At 66.9% G+C, this 16005-nt stretch carries 18 protein-coding genes; 8 read left to right on the top strand and 10 right to left on the bottom strand.

Annotated elements, in window-relative coordinates; translation table 11 throughout:
- Positions 1–10: 10 nt before the first annotated feature.
- Positions 11–655 carry a TIGR02117 family protein gene (locus COC42_RS01405; RefSeq protein WP_245843760.1) on the top strand — a complete coding sequence of 215 codons (645 nt, stop codon included), beginning with the start codon at positions 11–13 and terminating at the stop codon, positions 653–655.
- Complete coding sequence (locus COC42_RS01400; RefSeq protein ID WP_245843759.1) at positions 646–1335, top strand: esterase/lipase family protein; 690 nt, start codon at positions 646–648, stop codon at positions 1333–1335. Before COC42_RS01405 ends, COC42_RS01400 begins: the two co-directional genes overlap by 10 nt.
- 88 nt (positions 1336–1423) lie before the next feature.
- Here COC42_RS01400 and ruvX read toward each other — a convergent pair whose 3' ends face one another.
- Both ruvX and COC42_RS01390 read right to left on the bottom strand, forming a co-directional pair.
- Positions 1424–1891 carry a Holliday junction resolvase RuvX gene (gene ruvX / locus COC42_RS01395; RefSeq protein WP_096341506.1) on the bottom strand — a complete coding sequence of 156 codons (468 nt, stop codon included), beginning with the start codon at positions 1889–1891 and terminating at the stop codon, positions 1424–1426.
- On the bottom strand, positions 1888–2988 hold the full coding sequence (locus tag COC42_RS01390; RefSeq protein WP_096341505.1) for a DUF3089 domain-containing protein: 1101 nt from the start codon (positions 2986–2988) through the stop codon (positions 1888–1890). The genes ruvX and COC42_RS01390 overlap by 4 nt, the downstream gene beginning before the upstream one ends.
- Before the next feature lie 130 nt (positions 2989–3118).
- Between COC42_RS01390 and gatC the strand changes: the two genes are divergently transcribed.
- Genes gatC through gatB form a run of 3 tightly spaced genes read left to right on the top strand, consistent with a single transcriptional unit; the run spans position 3119 to position 6370 of the window.
- Positions 3119–3406 carry an Asp-tRNA(Asn)/Glu-tRNA(Gln) amidotransferase subunit GatC gene (gene gatC / locus COC42_RS01385; RefSeq protein WP_096343011.1) on the top strand — a complete coding sequence of 96 codons (288 nt, stop codon included), beginning with the start codon at positions 3119–3121 and terminating at the stop codon, positions 3404–3406.
- Entirely contained in the window at positions 3403–4887 is a 1485-nt protein-coding gene (gatA, locus tag COC42_RS01380; RefSeq protein ID WP_096341504.1) for an Asp-tRNA(Asn)/Glu-tRNA(Gln) amidotransferase subunit GatA, read from the top strand. Before gatC ends, gatA begins: the two co-directional genes overlap by 4 nt.
- Before the next feature lies 1 nt (position 4888).
- Entirely contained in the window at positions 4889–6370 is a 1482-nt protein-coding gene (gatB, locus tag COC42_RS01375; protein ID WP_096341503.1) for an Asp-tRNA(Asn)/Glu-tRNA(Gln) amidotransferase subunit GatB, read from the top strand.
- Positions 6371–6483: 113 nt separating this feature from the next.
- On the opposite strand, the gene COC42_RS01370 is transcribed toward gatB, so the two are convergent.
- The 3 genes from COC42_RS01370 to rplK all read right to left on the bottom strand — a co-directional run bounded on the left by COC42_RS01370 (position 6484) and on the right by rplK (position 8036).
- Complete coding sequence (locus COC42_RS01370; protein ID WP_096341502.1) at positions 6484–6687, bottom strand: hypothetical protein; 204 nt, start codon at positions 6685–6687, stop codon at positions 6484–6486.
- A 214-nt stretch (positions 6688–6901) separates the two neighbouring features.
- On the bottom strand, positions 6902–7600 hold the full coding sequence (rplA, locus tag COC42_RS01365) for a 50S ribosomal protein L1 (protein ID WP_096341501.1): 699 nt from the start codon (positions 7598–7600) through the stop codon (positions 6902–6904).
- Positions 7601–7604: 4 nt separating this feature from the next.
- Positions 7605–8036, bottom strand: a complete 432-nt coding sequence (gene rplK / locus COC42_RS01360; protein ID WP_096341500.1) for a 50S ribosomal protein L11 — start codon at positions 8034–8036, stop codon at positions 7605–7607.
- Positions 8037–8215: 179 nt separating this feature from the next.
- Between rplK and COC42_RS01355 the strand changes: the two genes are divergently transcribed.
- A complete protein-coding gene (locus COC42_RS01355; RefSeq protein ID WP_096341499.1) occupies positions 8216–9121 on the top strand; it encodes a hypothetical protein in 906 nt (301 codons plus the stop codon).
- 17 nt (positions 9122–9138) lie between these two features.
- On the opposite strand, the gene COC42_RS17335 is transcribed toward COC42_RS01355, so the two are convergent.
- Entirely contained in the window at positions 9139–10464 is a 1326-nt protein-coding gene (locus COC42_RS17335; protein WP_141395758.1) for a PIN-like domain-containing protein, read from the bottom strand.
- Between the two features lie 211 nt (positions 10465–10675).
- Here COC42_RS17335 and COC42_RS01350 point away from each other — a divergent pair, with 211 nt between their 5' ends.
- Complete coding sequence (locus COC42_RS01350; RefSeq protein ID WP_096341498.1) at positions 10676–11593, top strand: DUF808 domain-containing protein; 918 nt, start codon at positions 10676–10678, stop codon at positions 11591–11593.
- A 102-nt stretch (positions 11594–11695) separates the two neighbouring features.
- Here the strand turns inward: COC42_RS01350 and COC42_RS01345 are convergent, their stop codons facing one another.
- From COC42_RS01345 to COC42_RS01330, 4 genes are read right to left on the bottom strand one after another with little or no spacing between them, the layout of a single operon-like run.
- Positions 11696–12643: a glucokinase gene (locus tag COC42_RS01345; RefSeq protein WP_176484528.1), complete on the bottom strand. Its 948-nt coding sequence runs from the start codon at positions 12641–12643 to the stop codon at positions 11696–11698.
- Positions 12644–12684: 41 nt separating this feature from the next.
- A complete protein-coding gene (locus COC42_RS01340; RefSeq protein WP_425442784.1) occupies positions 12685–13137 on the bottom strand; it encodes a cytidine deaminase in 453 nt (150 codons plus the stop codon).
- Positions 13134–13808 (bottom strand): GH25 family lysozyme, encoded by a 675-nt coding sequence (locus tag COC42_RS01335; protein ID WP_176484527.1) that lies wholly within the window; start codon positions 13806–13808, stop codon positions 13134–13136. Before COC42_RS01335 ends, COC42_RS01340 begins: the two co-directional genes overlap by 4 nt.
- A gap of 12 nt (positions 13809–13820) precedes the next feature.
- The gene (locus COC42_RS01330) at positions 13821–14303 is read right to left on the bottom strand and encodes a UPF0262 family protein (protein ID WP_096341495.1); all 483 of its coding nucleotides are present in this window, start codon (positions 14301–14303) and stop codon (positions 13821–13823) included.
- A 102-nt stretch (positions 14304–14405) separates the two neighbouring features.
- Here COC42_RS01330 and COC42_RS01325 point away from each other — a divergent pair, with 102 nt between their 5' ends.
- Positions 14406–15914, top strand: a complete 1509-nt coding sequence (locus COC42_RS01325; protein WP_096341494.1) for a replicative DNA helicase — start codon at positions 14406–14408, stop codon at positions 15912–15914.
- The last annotated feature ends 91 nt before the right edge of the window (positions 15915–16005 follow it).

The raw sequence follows: 16005 nt of genomic DNA, 5'->3' as shown, positions 1-16005 counted from the left end.
ACTGAACAGGTTGAAAGGTTCGCTGGTCGCGGCCGTGCTGCTGATCGCGATCGTCGTGCAGGGCTATTGGGCAGCGGGCTGGCTCGGCGCTTCGTTCAAGGCGCCGGGCGCGGAGGCGCGGTCGGCCGAGGGCGTGCCGATCTTTGTCGAGGACAATGGCATTCACACCGGCATCGTGCTGCCCAAGGCGCTGCTTACCCGGCGGTTGGCGGCGCGGTTCAAGCCCGCCGACCTCGCCGACCCACGCTATGGCCGCCATGAGTGGCTGGCGGTGGGTTGGGGCGACCGCGCCTTCTATATCGGCACACCGACCTGGGCCGACCTGAGCCTCTCGACGGTCGCCGCGGCGGCGATGGGCAGCGACTCGACGGTGCTGCATGTCGAGCATGTGCCCGCGCCGCGACAGGGTGGATCGGTGCGCCGCCTTTTCCTGCGGCCCGATCAGGCGGCGCGGCTGGTGGCGTTCATCGACGCGAGCCTGGGCGACGGCGCGCCGTTGCGTGGCTATGGCGGCTGGGACGTCTTCTATCCTGCGCGAGGGCGTTACAGCGCCATCCGCACCTGCAACGCCTGGACGGGAGAGGCGCTGAAGGCGGCGGGCGTGCCGATGGGGCGCTGGACGCCCTTTTCGGGGACGGTGATGTGGTGGCTCTGAACCCGCCGCCCTGGCGCTACACGCTGACCGAGGTGCCGCGCGGCGCAGCCGGGATGCTTCGACTGGCGGCGGACTGGCGGGCGATGGGCGAGCTGCCGCGCGGGCGCGGCGAGCCGGTGATGGTATTGCCGGGGCTGTTCAACTCGGACCGGGCGAACGCGGTGCTGCGGCGGCACTTGCGACGACTGGGCTACCACGTCGAGGGCTGGGGGCTCGGCCGCAATCTGGGGCAGCGGGCGATCGGGGCCGACGGGGAGCGCCTGTTCGATCGGATCGAGGCGATGGCGGAGCGGCGCGGCGCGCCGGTGGCGCTGGTGGGGATCAGCCTGGGCGGACTGATGGCGCGGATCGCGGCGCAGCGCCTGCCGGGCCGCGTGGCGCGGGTGGTGACGATCAGCTCTCCCTTCGCGGGTCCGCCCGATGCGACCCGTGTCTGGCGCGCCTATCAGGCGCTGTCGGGTGCACGGATCGACGACCCGGAGGTGCGCGCGTTGGTCGAGGAGGCGGGTCGGCCGCTCGGCGTGCCGACGACGGCGATCTGGAGCGCGAGCGACGGACTGGTCGGCGGCCCAATCTGCCGCGGCGAGGGCTGTGACGCGGTGCAGGTGCGGTCGAGCCATATCTGGGTGCAGTTCAATCCCGACGTGCTGCGGGCGGTGGCGATGGCGCTTGCCGCTTAGAAGGGCGGGGCCCCGACCGTGGTCTGCGTCGACGGACCTGAGACTAATCCTGGTTCCGCTTGCGCTGAGCTTGTCGAAGCGCTGATCTTCAATGCGCGACGTTCGCCAGCGCATCGATCGCGCCCTGGAGGATGTGCGCCGCCGCCAGCGAGTCGACGCGTTCGGCGCGCTTGGCGCGGCTCAAATCCTGTTCGATCATCAGCCGCTCGACCGCGACGGTGGACCAGCGCTCGTCCCAGAGGAGGATCGGCAGGCCCATATCGATCAAGTTGCGGGCGAAGGCGCGCGTCGATTGGGTGCGCGGGCTGTCGCTGCCGTCCATGTTGAGGGGCAGGCCGATGACGATGCCCTTGACCGACTGCGCCGCGATCAGGTCGGCGAGCGCTGCCCTGTCGGCGGTGAATTTGGTGCGGCGGATCAGCGGCGCGGCGCTGGCGAAGCTCCAGCCGGCATCGCAGAGCGCGGTGCCGATCGTCTTCGTCCCGACATCGAGGCCAAGCAGCCGGCCCCCATCGGGGAGCGCAGCGGCGAAGTCGGCGGCCAGTGTCGCGATCAACCGCCGAACGCCTTCAGCCGCCGCCCGGCATCGGCGCGAGCATTGCCCCAGAACAGGCTGTAGTCGAACACGTGATAGTTGTTGCCCGGCAGCACATAGTTGCCGAGGTTCGGACCCGCCCCGATCATCAGCAGGCCGCGCCCCTCGCACCGGGCCGGCACCATGCCCCGCTCCAGCGTCGCGCTGGTCAGGTCGGCCGAGGGGACCAGCGTGCCCAGGTTCGCTTCCGCCGGCGCAGCGTCGCCGGCATTGCCGGTGATCGGATTGGTGCAGACCATCGGGGTGCCCGCGCGGCGTATGCCGTTGAAGCCAGTGGTCGCGTCGAAGGTGTCGAGGATGAGCGAGGGGTCGGCGGGCTCGGCGAAGCTCTGCCACGACAGGATGCAGCCCGCCTGCTCGGCGCGCTGGCACTCGGGCAGGCCCATCTCGGGCAGGTCGGCGGTGCGTGAGATCGGCCAGCCGACGACATAGGCCGCGACGATCCGCCGCGCGAGCGGCTGTCCCGCCACGCGATCCTTGAGCAGGCGAGAGAGGTGCAGTGCCCCCTGGCTGTGCCCGGCAAGTATGATCGGCCGATCACCCGCCTCCATGAGAAAGCGGTCGAACGCGGCGAGCACGTCGCCATAAGCGAGGTCAAGCGCCTGCGTCGCCGCGTCCGCATTGGTCAGGAACGCCCCGAAGGTCGCCTGGCGGTAACGCGGTGCCCAGATCGCGCCGACGCCGTTGAACGCCGACGCCTGCCCTCGAAGGAAGAGCGCCGCACGGTCGTTGGCGTCGCGATTGTCGAGCGGCGCGTTCCAGGCCGCACGGTCAAGGAACGAGGTGGGGTGGATGAAGAAGACCGCAGCTTGCGGATCGCGCGCTGGCTGCACCCCCGGCGGCGTCCAGAGCGCAGGGTTGCCCGGCCGCGTCGGGTGCGCGATCCACATCTCGCGCCGGGCATAGGCATCAGCCGGTGGCGGGGGCAGCGCCCTGAACGCGGCGGTCGGCACCATCGTCTGGCGCAGCAGCTGCACTCCGAAAAGGCGATAGGCGAACATGGCGGCGATGGCGAGCACAGTCAGGATGGCTACCAGATAGAGGAATTTGCGGGCCACTATGGGCCTCCATTGTGCAATGCAGCATGAACGGGCGGGCGGCAATTCCGATCCGATGCCGCGTGTTTGCGAAACGTGCAACCATGTGCGGTGCTTGAAGCATGCCGACCCGGATGCTAGCCGCGCGCTCATGTCCGTAGACACCCCAACCGTCAAACGCATCGCCGGGCTCGCCCGCATCGCGATCACCGATGAAGAGGCCGCGCGCCTCGCACCCGAGCTCGGCAACATTCTCGGCTGGATCGAGCAACTCGGCGAGGTCGATACGTCCTCGGTCGAGCCGATGACTGCGGTCATCCCCAACAAGCTGCGCCTGCGCGACGACGTCGTCACCGATGGCGGCGTGCGGGAGGCGGTGCTGGCCAATGCCCCGCAGGCCGAGCACGGCTTCTTCGCGGTGCCCAAGGTGATCGAATGACCGAGCTGACCGATCTGACCGTCGCGGGCCTGCGCGACGGGTTCCGCGCCGGTGACTTCTCGGCGCGTGAGGCGGCCGAGGCGTTCAACGCCGCGGTCGCGGGGGCGAAGGTGCTCAACGCCTTCATCGTCGAGACACCCGAGCATGCGCTCGCCGCCGCTGACGCTGCCGATGCGGCGCGCGCCGCTGGGGAGGCGTCGAAGCCGCTGGCGGGCGTGCCGATCGGCATGAAGGACCTGTTCGCGACGAAGGGCGTGCAGACCACCGCGGCGAGCCACATCCTGGAGGGGTTCACGCCCACCTACGAATCCACCGTCTCCCAGAAACTGTGGGATGCGGGTGCGGGGATGCTGGGCAAGCTCAACCTCGACCAGTTCGCGATGGGGTCGTCGAACGAGACGAGCGCGTTCGGCAACGTCATCTCGCCCTGGCGGCGCAAGGATGGGGCCAATGCCGCGCTCACCCCTGGCGGATCCTCCGGCGGCAGCGCATCGGCGATCGCGGCGCGGCTTTGCCCGGCGGCGACGGGGACCGACACCGGCGGCTCGATCCGCCAGCCCGCGGCGTTCGTCGGCATCTCGGGCATCAAGCCCACCTATGGCCGCTGCTCGCGCTGGGGCACCGTCGCCTTCGCCTCCTCGCTCGATCAGGCGGGGCCGATGGCGCGCGACGTGCGCGACTGCGCAATCATGCTGGAGGCGATGTCGGGCTTCGATCCCAAGGACGCGACCTCGCTCGACCTGCCCGTGCCCGCCTGGGAAGCGGGGCTGTCGCCCGACATGAAGGGCAAGCGGATCGGTATCCCGAAGGAGTACCGCGTCGACGGCATGCCGGCGGAGATCGAGGCGCTGTGGCAGAAGGGCATCGAATGGATGCGTGATGCCGGGGCCGAGATCGTCGAGGTCTCGCTACCGCACACCCGATACGCGCTGCCCGCCTACTACATCGTCGCGCCGGCGGAGGCGTCGTCGAACCTCGCGCGCTATGATGGCGTGCGGTTCGGCCAGCGCGAGCTGCCCGATGGCGCGAACCTTCAGGAGATGTACGCGGCGACGCGCGCGGCGGGCTTCGGCGACGAGGTGAAGCGGCGCATCCTGATCGGCACCTATGTGCTGTCGGCGGGCTTCTACGACGCCTATTACACGCAGGCGCAGAAGGTCCGCACGCTGATCGCGCAGGATTTCGAGAAGGCTTGGGAGGTCTGCGACCTGCTCCTCACCCCGACTGCGCCGTCGGCGGCATTTGCGCTGGGCGAGAAGCAGGCCGATCCGCTGGCGATGTACCTGAACGACGTGTTCACGGTGCCCGCGTCACTTGCCGGGCTGCCCGCGATGAGCGTGCCGGGCGGGCTCGACGGCGCCGGCCTGCCGCTGGGGCTGCAGGTGATCGGCAAGCCGCTCGACGAGCAGGGCGTTCTGAACGCCGGGTTGGCGATCGAACAGCGCGCGGGCTTCATGGCGCGCGCGGACAAGTGGTGGTAAGATGAGCGATTATCGCATTCACGGCGCGACCGGGGACTGGGAAGTCGTCATTGGCCTAGAGGTCCACGCGCAGGTCACGTCGAAGGCCAAGCTGTTCTCGGGCGCGGCGACGGCGTTCGGCGCGGAGCCGAACACGCAGGTCAGCCTGGTCGACGCGGCGATGCCGGGGATGCTGCCCGTGCCCAACCGCGAGTGCATCCGTCAGGCGGTGCGAACCGGCATGGCGATCGACGCGGCGATCAACAAATGGTCGCGCTTCGACCGCAAGAACTATTTTTACGCCGACCTGCCGCAGGGCTACCAGATCAGCCAGCTCTATCACCCGCTGGTGGGCGAAGGGCGGATCGAGATCGCGCTGGACGAGAAGAACCCCGATGCTGGCACCAAGGCGATCGGCGTCGAGCGGATCCATGTCGAGCAGGATGCGGGCAAGCTGATGCACGACCAGCATCCGACGCGCTCGTACGTCGACCTCAACCGATCGGGCGTCGCGTTGATGGAGATCGTGTCGAAGCCCGACATGCGCTCGCCGGCGGAGGCGGGGGCCTATGTCCGCAAGCTGCGTACGATCCTGCGCTATGTCGGCTCGTGCGACGGCAACATGGAAGAAGGCTCGATGCGCGCCGACGTCAATGTCAGCGTGCGCAAGCCGGGTGAGCCGTTCGGGACGCGGACCGAGACGAAGAACGTCAATTCGGTGCGCTTCGTCATGGCGGCGATCGAATACGAAGCGCAGCGGCAAGTCGACGTGCTCGAGAGCGGTGGAACGATCGTGCAGGAAACGCGGCTGTTCGACCCCGACAAGGGCGTCACGCGGTCGATGCGGTCGAAGGAGGATGCGCACGACTATCGCTACTTCCCCGACCCCGACCTGCTGCCGCTCGAACTCGACGATGCGTTCCTCGAGGAATGCCGCGCGAGCCTGCCGGAGTTGCCAGACGCCAAGCGCACGCGGTACGAGGCCGAGCTGGGACTGTCGCCCTACAACGCCGCGGTGCTGACCGCAGAGGCGGAGACGGCGCGCTGGTTCGAGGCGCTGCTCGCCGCGGGCGGTGACAAGGTGACGGCGAAGGCGGCGTCGAACTGGGTCATCTCCGACCTGTTCGGGGCGCTCAACAGGATCGGCAAGGACATCGAGAGCTCGCCGGTGACGCCGGCGCAGGGCGCCGAACTGCTGCGCCTGATCGCGGACGGCACCATCTCGAACACGCTGGGCAAGCAGGTGTTCGAGATCATGCTCGAGACCGGCGAGGGGGCCGAAGCGATCGTCGAGGCGCGCGGCCTCAAGCAGACCAGCGACACCGGCGCGATCGAGGCCGAGATCGCGAAGGTGCTGGCGGCGAACGAAGACAAGGTCGCCGATTATCGCGGCGGCAAGGACAAGCTGTTCGGCTTCTTCGTCGGCCAGACGATGAAGGCGATGGCGGGTAAGGCCAATCCCGGCATCGTCAACGAGCTGCTGAAGAAGGCGCTCAACGGCTGAAGCATTTCGCGGCGCGAGGCCGGAGTCGAGAGGGAAGGTGCCATTGATCGGCGCTGCCCGCGCTTTCGATGGCCCTTCCACCCGGACCCCAGCCTTTGCCGGGGACACGTCGCTTACTGCGCGTCGTCGTCCTGATTGCGCACCACGCCGCCCGCACCCCCGGCAGTATCGGGCGAGACTGTCGGCTCGAGCGGCGTCTCCTCGTCTTCCTGCACATTGGTGATGTCGCGATTGCCGCGATCCTCGCTCACCGCGCGCTCGATATCGGAGGGGCGGTCGGCAGGCGGGCTGTCGGGATTGCGGTCGGGATCGGTCATGGCGGTTCCTTTCGATCGCTCAACGCGCCGCAGGACGATCGGGTCGCTTCCTGTTGAGCTTTTTGCCTTGCGGGCTTGACGGCTCGGCACGAACGGTCGGTCTAGACGACCGCGGCGACCCCATGACGGCGTGGATTGCCCGTCCGGCCGCACCCAAAAGGAAAGGGCCGGGAAGTCGCCCTCCCGGCCCTGTCCTACAAACGTCGATCTGTGCTTAGACCGCCGACACGTCCGCGACATCGACCTTGATGCCCGGGCCCATCGAGGAGCTGACCGCGATCTTGCGCAGATACTTGCCCTTGGCACCCGACGGCTTGGCCTTGACCACCGCATCGACCAGCGCGTCGAAGTTCGCGCGCAGGTCCTCGGCGGGGAACGACGCCTTGCCGATGCCCGAGTGGATGATGCCGGCCTTTTCGACGCGGTATTCGACCTGGCCGCCTTTGGCCGCCTCGACCGCCGCGGCGACGTTCATCGTCACGGTGCCGAGCTTGGGGTTGGGCATCAGGCCCTTGGGACCCAGGATCTTGCCCAGACGACCGACGACGCCCATCATGTCGGGAGTCGCGATGCAGCGATCGAAGTCGATCTTGCCGCCCTGAACGATCTCCATCAGGTCCTCGGCCCCGACGACGTCGGCACCAGCCTCACGAGCCTCGTCCGCCTTCGCGCCCTTGGCGAACACGCCGACGCGGACGGTTTTGCCGGTGCCCTTGGGCAGGGTGACGACGCCGCGGACCATCTGGTCGGCGTGGCGGGGGTCGACGCCGAGGTTGAGGGCGACTTCGATCGTCTCGTCGAACTTGGCGGTCGCGTTGGTGCGAGCGAGGGCGATCGCCTCGTCCACGCCGTAGAGCTTCTCGCGGTCGACGGCGGCGGCGAGGGCCTTTGCCTTCTTGGTCAGCTTGGCCATGATCTCAGCCCTCCACCACTTCGAGGCCCATCGCGCGGGCCGAACCTTCGATGATCTTCGTCGCGGCGTCGATGTCGTTCGCGTTCAGGTCCTTCATCTTGGCCTGGGCGATTTCCGACAGCGCCGAGCGCTTGATCTTGCCCGCCGACACCTTGCCCGGCTCCTTCGAGCCCGACTTCAGGTTCGCGGCCTTCTTGATGAGATAGGTCGCCGGCGGCGTCTTGGTCTCGAACGAGAACGAACGGTCCGCATAGACGGTGATGACGGTGGGCAGCGGGGTGCCGACCTCCTGATCGCCCGTCGAGGCGTTGAACGCCTTGCAGAATTCCATGATGTTGACGCCGCGCTGACCCAGCGCCGGGCCGATCGGCGGCGACGGGTTGGCCTTGCCGGCCGGCACCTGCAGCTTGATATAGCCGGTGATCTTCTTTGCCATGTCTCTTCACTCTGTTGCCGAGACGCCGGAAGCGCCGCGGATCAAGTTGAGCGGTGAAAGCGGCCGGGCCGAAACCCGAGCCTCCCGCATGTTCCCGTCGATGTCTCGATGGAAGCCGCGCGCCTAGCGCAAAGCGGGCGCACTTGCAATGTAGGATTTCATGTGAACATATCCGGAACATGGCCCGATTGTTCACCGCCGCACAGGCAGACGAGAACCGCCGCTTCCTGACCGAACTCGCGCGCACGGGCAATGTCCGGCTGGCGGCGCGGACGGTCGGCAAAGCCTATTCGACGATGCAGCACCGGCGCGCGCAGCACCCGGTGTTCGCGACCAAGTGGGACGCGGCGATCGTCGCGGCACAGGCGCGGCTGGCACGGAAAGGCGCGTCCGGGCCCGAGGCGCGGCAGCCCGGCGCACGGGCCAAGCGCGCCGCGCCCGAGCTTCGCACCGCGGGCGGCGAGCCGGTGATCCTGCCGCTCAGGAACGGCAAGCTTCAGCTGCGCGCCGCCCAGCCCGGCAAGCTGACGCGCGCGGCCGAGCAGGCGTTCCTGATGGCGCTGGCGGCGACGTGCAATGTCACCCTGTCGGCGGCGGCGGCGGGCGCGGCAGAGGCCGCCTTCTATCGCCGCCGCCGCCGCGACCCCGGCTTCGCCCGCGAATGGGAGGACGCGCTGAAGATGGGATATGAGCGGTTGGAGGCGGCGCTGATCGAGGGGTTCAATCCCTGGAGCCACGAGCATGACGGCTGGCGCGACAACGAGCCGCTGCCGATCCCGGCGATGACCACCTATCAGGCGATGGCGCTCCTCTATCACCACGACAAGCGCATCCGCGATCCGAACCCGCTGGCGATCAAGTACGATAGCCTCGGCCGCCCCAAGCGCGACACCAGGCCCGCCGAAGTCCGCGCCGCGCAATATGTCGAGGACCGCGCGCGTCAGGCCGACGCGATCCTGCGCGCGCATGTCGAATGGAAGCTGGGGATCGCGGTCGACAAGTTGCAGGGGCGACCGGAGGGGGCGGGGCCGCCGATCGCGCCGCTGGATCTGGTGGCGGAGTGGGAGAAGGCGGGGAAGCGGTAAGTTAGCGAGGTCGAAGTTTATGCCTCATCATCGCTGGATTCGGAATCTAACGAGCGAGACGAAATATCGCCTAAGTAAACTGCGCTGTTACGTGCGCGTGAGAGCTTAAGCCACTGGTTATTCAATTGAGATATTCTATCTTCCACATCTGATAGTTCTGCAATATTCATAGACCTCAGGCGGCCAATACTACCGATACGGTCAGTGAAATCGGCTTCGTCTTCACTGGAGTTTTCACCATGTTCAACAATTTTCTGAAGGCCATTCTGCATCCTATCTAAGAGGGCAAGCTTTTCGATTATGCCGTTACGCTTTGAAACTAGGTCTGCAAACTCCGAATTGTGCAAAGCCTCCTTTCGCAAACGTTTTCTTAAAATTCGAACCGCATCCAATTGTCGAACATCAACCTTTTGAATACTCTCTGCCTCCTTTACCTGTTCAACTACTTCTTTGCTGGCTTCAAAAGTGGCTAAAAGAAACGACAAAGGAACGAGGTGTAATGACTTTCCCTCGGATGCTCTTCGATACTCGTCGATAAGTTCAGGTCTTGGTTGAAAAGTTCCCTTCCTTTTTATCCACCAGTCCGACTTCTGTTCCTCGGTGACAAATATGCAATGTGACTTTCGGCGAGACGCTTCTGATAATATGGTTTTCCAAATAAGAAAATCACCGACTCCATAGTCATCCTTGTTTTGGTCTTTGTATCCCGGGGCAATCTCTAGGCTGGCACGTCTCTTCACCTCAGACAGCAGTTCCTTACGCGCCTGGCTGTCCGGCAGATCGCAATCGATTACACAGTCAGAAAGCAAATTTCGATATATTATAGAAACCCTGTCTCCGACGAGCTCGTCCTTTAGCTTTCGATTAACCAATTCAAGTTTTGACGATATCGTCCTCCCCAAGTCCAAATACCGCTTGGCCTCTGATTTAGCTTCTACATAGTCTTCGTCTTCTTCCAAAAGAGGAATGGATTTTTCAAAAAGCTGCCGTTTGGCACGCTCAATTGCCCCATCAATAGCGTCGGCTATCAACGCAATCTTCTTTGACCGGTTCTTGTAGAATTCTCTGACGGATTGACCGGGGACAACAAGGCGGTCTTCCCTTTTTAGCTTACTATAAATCCTCTCGATTTCTCTGATCGAAGCAGATGTGAATTCGTAGGGCAAAAGAAGGACATTGGCATCTAATACGACAATCGCATCTTTGCTCACCTCCTTCAAATCTATGATTTCATGCCTGAAAAGGGCCGCAGCATCCGGATACAGGTCGGTTAGCCAAAAAGCATCGTCATCAGATGTCTGGTAAGTAGCTTGTGAGGGCGACTTTTTGGACGAATCGCTCATTCCGGTAGCCCCTATCACGCTGAGAAGGCCGCGATAATGCACAAGGGAAAAGCTGACGCTAGCGGGTTTTTCGGTCGAATGGACGGTGGTGGTTCCGCAATCCATAGATCAGAGACTTATCGCTTGCCCTTTACCTAGAATGCCTTTTTCTCAATAACGCGGGAGGCTACCAGTCCTCTTTATTGCCATCATCAGGAAAGCAGGAGTCTCCATGGCCGGCGGCCTAATCGCACTACTTGATGACGTGGCGGCGATCGCCAAGCTGGCGGCGGCTTCCGTGGACGACGTGGGCGTCGCGGCGGCTCGGGCGGGGACGAAGGCCGCGGGCGTCGTGATCGACGATGCGGCGGTGACGCCGGGCTATGTCGTCGGCCTCGCCCCCGCGCGCGAGTTGCCGATCATCGCCAAGATCGCGGTCGGCTCGCTTCGCAACAAGCTCATCATCCTGCTGCCCGCGGCGCTGCTCCTGTCGGCGCTCGCGCCATGGGCGATCACGCCGATCCTGATGCTGGGCGGCGCCTTCCTCTGTTACGAGGGGGCCGAGAAGCTGCTCCACAAGCTGACCGGCGACAAGCACACCGACGACGCGGCGGCGATCGCCGATCCGGCGGAGCTGGAGGCGCGGCAGGTGTCGGGGGCGATCCGCACCGACCTGATCCTGTCGGCGGAGATCATGGCGATCGCGCTCGCCGAGCTGCCGCAGCAGAGCCTGTGGATGCAGGGCGTGGTGCTGGCGGTCGTGGGCATCGCGATCACGGTCGCGGTTTACGGCGCGGTGGCGCTCATTGTGAAGATGGACGATGTGGGGCTGCACCTCGTCCGGTCGGGGCGCGGGGTGGCGCTGGGCCGCGGGCTGCTCGCGGCGATGCCGGTGCTGCTCAAGCTGCTCGCCTGGATCGGCACTGCGGCGATGCTGTGGGTCGGCGGCGGGATCATCGTCCACGGGCTGGCGGGCTTCGGGCTCGCGGGGCCGGAGCATGTCATCCACGACGCGGCGGTGGCGATCGGCGGCGGCGTCGGCGCGATCGAGTGGCTGGTGACGGCCCTGGGGTCGGGGCTGCTGGGGCTGGTGGTCGGCTTTATCGTGGTGGGCGCGCTCAAGCTGCTGCCGGGGAAGCGCGGGCATTGATCCTCTGACGGGTTCACGCCCGTGGTGCGGTGCCGGGCCCGTTGAAGGGTCAATCGCGCCCCGCGCGGTTCACCCGAAACGGGCCGGCGCTGCCTCAACCAGTCACGCCGCCGCCTTCAGCGCCTCCGCCGCGCCGAGCAGCTCGCCCTGCGGCACCGTGTCGAAGCGGATCGGCACCTGCGCGATCGAGCGGGCGTGGCGGCCGGTGCCGGCAAAGGCGGCGGTGACGCGCGGGCGGCGGAACATCGGCGCGAGCGCGGCGCCAAGGCCGCCGGCGACGATCACCCCGTCCCATGCGCCGTGGCAGAGGACGAGGTTGCCGAGATGCGCCGCGAACGCCGCGGCGATCGTCTCACACGCCGCCTCCGCCACCGTGTCGCGGTCGGCGCCGGCGGTGATCGCCTCGGGACTGGTGAAGCGCGGCGCGGTGCCTTGGGTGCGGGCGAGATGGGTATAGACCTCGACCAGGCCCGAGGCGGAGATCAGCTCCTCCGCCCCCACCGACAGCCGGCCGGGGAACAGCGCGGCGACGATCGCGGCCAGCTCGGCATCGGGGGGCGTGAAGGCGGCGTGCCCGCCCTCGGTCGCGATCACGGTGATGCCGCGCGCCGGATCGCGCCGCAGGATCGCGACGCCGAGACCCGAGGTCGCCCCCGCGACGCAGTGGGTGGTGGCGAGCGCGCCCGCCCCGTCGCGCGCGGCGAGGGCCCAGGCCTCGGCCTCGAAATCGTTGAGGATGATCGGCGGGTGCCCCAGCATCGCCGCGAGGCCCGAGCGCGACAGGAACCAGCGCGTGCGCGTGACCGAGATCGCGTCGCCGCGGACGAGGCCCGCGACCGCAAAGGCCGAGCGGATCGCGCCCGGCGGCAGCGCCAGCTCGCGCTGGAAGCCGCTGATCGCGCCCGAGATGCTGGTGACCGTCGCCGCCTCGTGAAAGCGCGTGCTGCCGGGCGCGATGCGCCCCCCGGCATCGACCAGCGCCAGCCGCATCCCCTTGCGCCCGACATGGCCGACGATTGCGCGTGCCCCCGCGCTCGTCCCCTCGTACATCCTCATCCCCCTGTTTTTGCGGGGATGTTAGCGGTCACGGGTTAACGATCAATCCCCAAATCCGCAGGGCCGAAGGCGTGGGGGAGGAGGTCGGACAGGCGATGGCGCTCGGTCGCCTCGCCCTCGGCCCCCGCGCACAGGACGACGAGGTCGCGGCCCGCCATGCCGGCGGCTTCGTTGAGCACCTGGCGGCAGCGGCCGCAGGGGCGGACGGGGTCGGTGCCGGTGGGGCGGCCGTCCTCGATCATGCCGCCGATCACAGCGACGGCGACAATGTCGCGAAGCCGCCCCCCGGCGCTGGCGGTCGCGGTCGCGACCGTCTCGGCACAGAGCGACAGGCCATAGCTCGCATTCTCGAAATTGGCGCCCGTCACCACGCTGCCGTCCTTGAGCAGCAGCGCGGCACCCACGCCGAAGCGCGAATAGGGGGCGTGGGCATTCAGCGCCGCGGCGCGGGCGGCGGCGATCAGCGCGGTTTCGTCGATCTCGATCACGGTGCCACCACGTCCCAGCCCACCGGCGCCTCGAACCCCTCGACCGCCCTCGCGGCGTTCGCCTGCCACATCCGCCACGGCCGCGCCAGATAGCTGGGCGCGAACCAGCCGCCCGTCGCCCAGAAGGTGCGGGGCAGCCCCTCGCTCAGCCGGTACTGCTTGTCGAAGGCGGGAGTGACGCGGATCAGCACGCGCTCGCCGGTATGGCGCTCGACGCGTTCGAGGAAGGTCGCGACCTCGCGCAGCAGCACCTCGCGGGCGGGGCGGTCGGCGCAGTCGGGGGCGAAGTCGAAGGCGACGACCGCGGGCAGCGCATCGGGCATGCGCGGCACGACGGCGTTGAAATGATCGGCCTGGTCGGCGGCGAGGCGGCAGAGCGACCAGGCGTGCATCGCCCCGCGCCGGATGCCGCTGTCCGCGAGTGCGGCCCAATGCCCCTCGAACGCCGGGTCGCGCCCCTTGTCGCCCGTGGTCGCGAGGACATAGGCGAAGTCGACACCCTCCGCCTTCGCCGTCCCCCAGTCGATCACGCCGGTCGCGGCGCTCACATCGACGCCCTGGATCGGGAATTCCTCGGTCGAGGGGCGCCAGTGCACGGCGAACCACCAGCCCGCGAGCCCCAATACGACAAAAACGATAACGGCGCCGATCCAGCGCCCCAAACCCCACATCACTGCCCCCATTCAGCCCTTGATGTGCAACACGCAGATCAGCGTGAACAGCCGCCGCGCGGTGTCGAAATCAATCTCGATCTTGCCCTCCAGCCGCTCGCGCAGGAGCTCCGCCGCCTCGTTGTGGATGCCGCGCCGGGCCATGTCGACGGTCTCGATCTGCTGGGCGGTGGCGCTGCGGATCGCCTGGTAATAGCTGTCGCAGATCGCGAAATAGTCCTTGATCGGTCGCCGAAACCGCCCGAGCGCGAGTACCAGCGTCTCGAGCGGCGACTTGTCCTCGCGCGCGATGGCGAGCGCAAGGCGACCCTCCTCGACGCTCAAGGCGAGGTGATAGGGGCCGGCATAGCCGTCGGGATAGGCGCGCAACGGGCGGAAGTGATTGCCCTCGAGCAGGTCGAAGATCGCGATGCGGCGCTCCTGCTCGACATCGGCCGAGCGCCACAGGATCGTCCGCTCGTCGAGCGTCACGTCGATGATGCGGGGATCGGCCATCGCCGCCCCCGCTTGCCGCGTTCGGATCGTGATTACAACGGCCCACAGCTTTCACAGGGTGTGCGGCTTGCGCGTCGCGGGGCGATGCGCCCATGAGGCGGGATGGCCACTCAACTGATTCCGACCGCCCCCGCGGAGCCCCTTCGCCTGCCGCAGAATGTAGAGGCGGAGGCGGCGCTGCTGGGCGCGATGATGATCGACAATCGCTTGGCCGACGACATCGTCGACATGCTGAAGCCCGAGCACTTCCACGAGCCCGTGCATGCCCGCATCTTCGGCGCGATCGCCAAGCTGCGCGGCGACGACCTGCTCGCCAACCCGCTGACGCTGAAACCGATGTTCGAGGCCGATGCGGGAATGGCGGCGCTCGGGGGGCCGGCCTATCTTGCGCAGCTCACCGGCTCGGGCGCCGGCCTGATCGGCGCGCGCCAGTTCGCCAAGCAGATCTACGACCTCGCCCAGCTGCGCACGCTGGTCGAGGTCGGCCGCGAGCTGGTCGACCGGGCGATGGACACCTCGGAGAAGATCGACCCGTCGGCGCAGATCGAGGCCGCCGAGGAGCGGCTGTTCGCGGTCGCGGCGGGTGGCACCACGACTAAGTCGATCAAGACCTTTGCCCAGGCGACGGCGGCGGCGGTCGACATGGCGGCCAAGGCGCTCAATGCCGGCGGGGGCCTGTCGGGGTCGACGACGGGGTTCGAGAGCATCAACCAGCGGATCGGCGGCCTGCACCATTCCGATCTCATCATCCTCGCCGGACGCCCCGGCATGGGCAAGACGTCGCTCGCCACCAACATCGCCTTCAACACCGCACGGCGGTGGAACGACGACATGGCGCTCGGTCTTTCCCCCAAGGAGAGCGTGGGCGCGAAGGTCGCGTTCTTCAGCCTCGAAATGTCGGCCGACCAGCTCGCCACACGTATTCTCGCCGAACAGTCGCGCATCAGCTCCGAGGCGCTGCGCATGGGGCGGATCAGCAAGCAGGAGTTCCGCCAGCTCGCCGATGCGGCCACCGACCTCCAGAACCTGCCGCTCTATATCGACGATACCGCGGGCATCTCGATCAGCGCGCTGCATACGCGCGTGCGGCGGCTGAAGCGGACGCTGGGCGACGACCTGAAGTTCATCGTGGTCGACTATCTCCAGCTGCTGTCGGGATCAGGCAGCCGTGCGAGCGACAACCGCGTGCAGGAAATCTCCGAGATCAGCCGCGGGCTGAAGACGCTCGCCAAGGACCTCAACGTCTCGGTCATGGCGCTGTCGCAGCTCAGCCGACAGGTCGAAAGCCGCGAGGACAAACGGCCGCAGCTATCCGACCTGCGTGAGTCGGGCTCGATCGAGCAGGACGCCGACATGGTCTGGTTCGTCTACCGCGAGGATTATTACGTCGCCGCCAAGGAGCCCAAGCGCCCTGTCGAGGGTGACGATCCCAAGGTGTTCGAGGACCACCAGAAGTGGCACATGGACATGGAACGCGTCTTCGGCCTCGCCGAGCTCATCATCGCCAAGCAGCGCCACGGTGCGACGGGCAAGGTAACGCTGAAGTTCGAGCCCGAGATCACGCGGTTCAGCGACTATGCGGGGCCGCAATATCAGGGGCCCCTGGAGTGAGGTGAGGGGGGCTTCCCTCCTTCGCCGGGGGTACGGGCGGTTTGTACCAAGGGTGGCCACCCCGTTCGGTCCGAAGTCGGTAGCGCGATCC

Origin of the sequence: Sphingomonas spermidinifaciens (genome assembly GCF_002351485.1) — a bacterium.
GTDB classification, from domain to species: domain Bacteria; phylum Pseudomonadota; class Alphaproteobacteria; order Sphingomonadales; family Sphingomonadaceae; genus Sphingomonas; species Sphingomonas spermidinifaciens.
The sequence above is the reverse complement of the archived record's forward strand: the minus strand, read 5'-3'. Positions and strand labels throughout refer to the sequence as shown.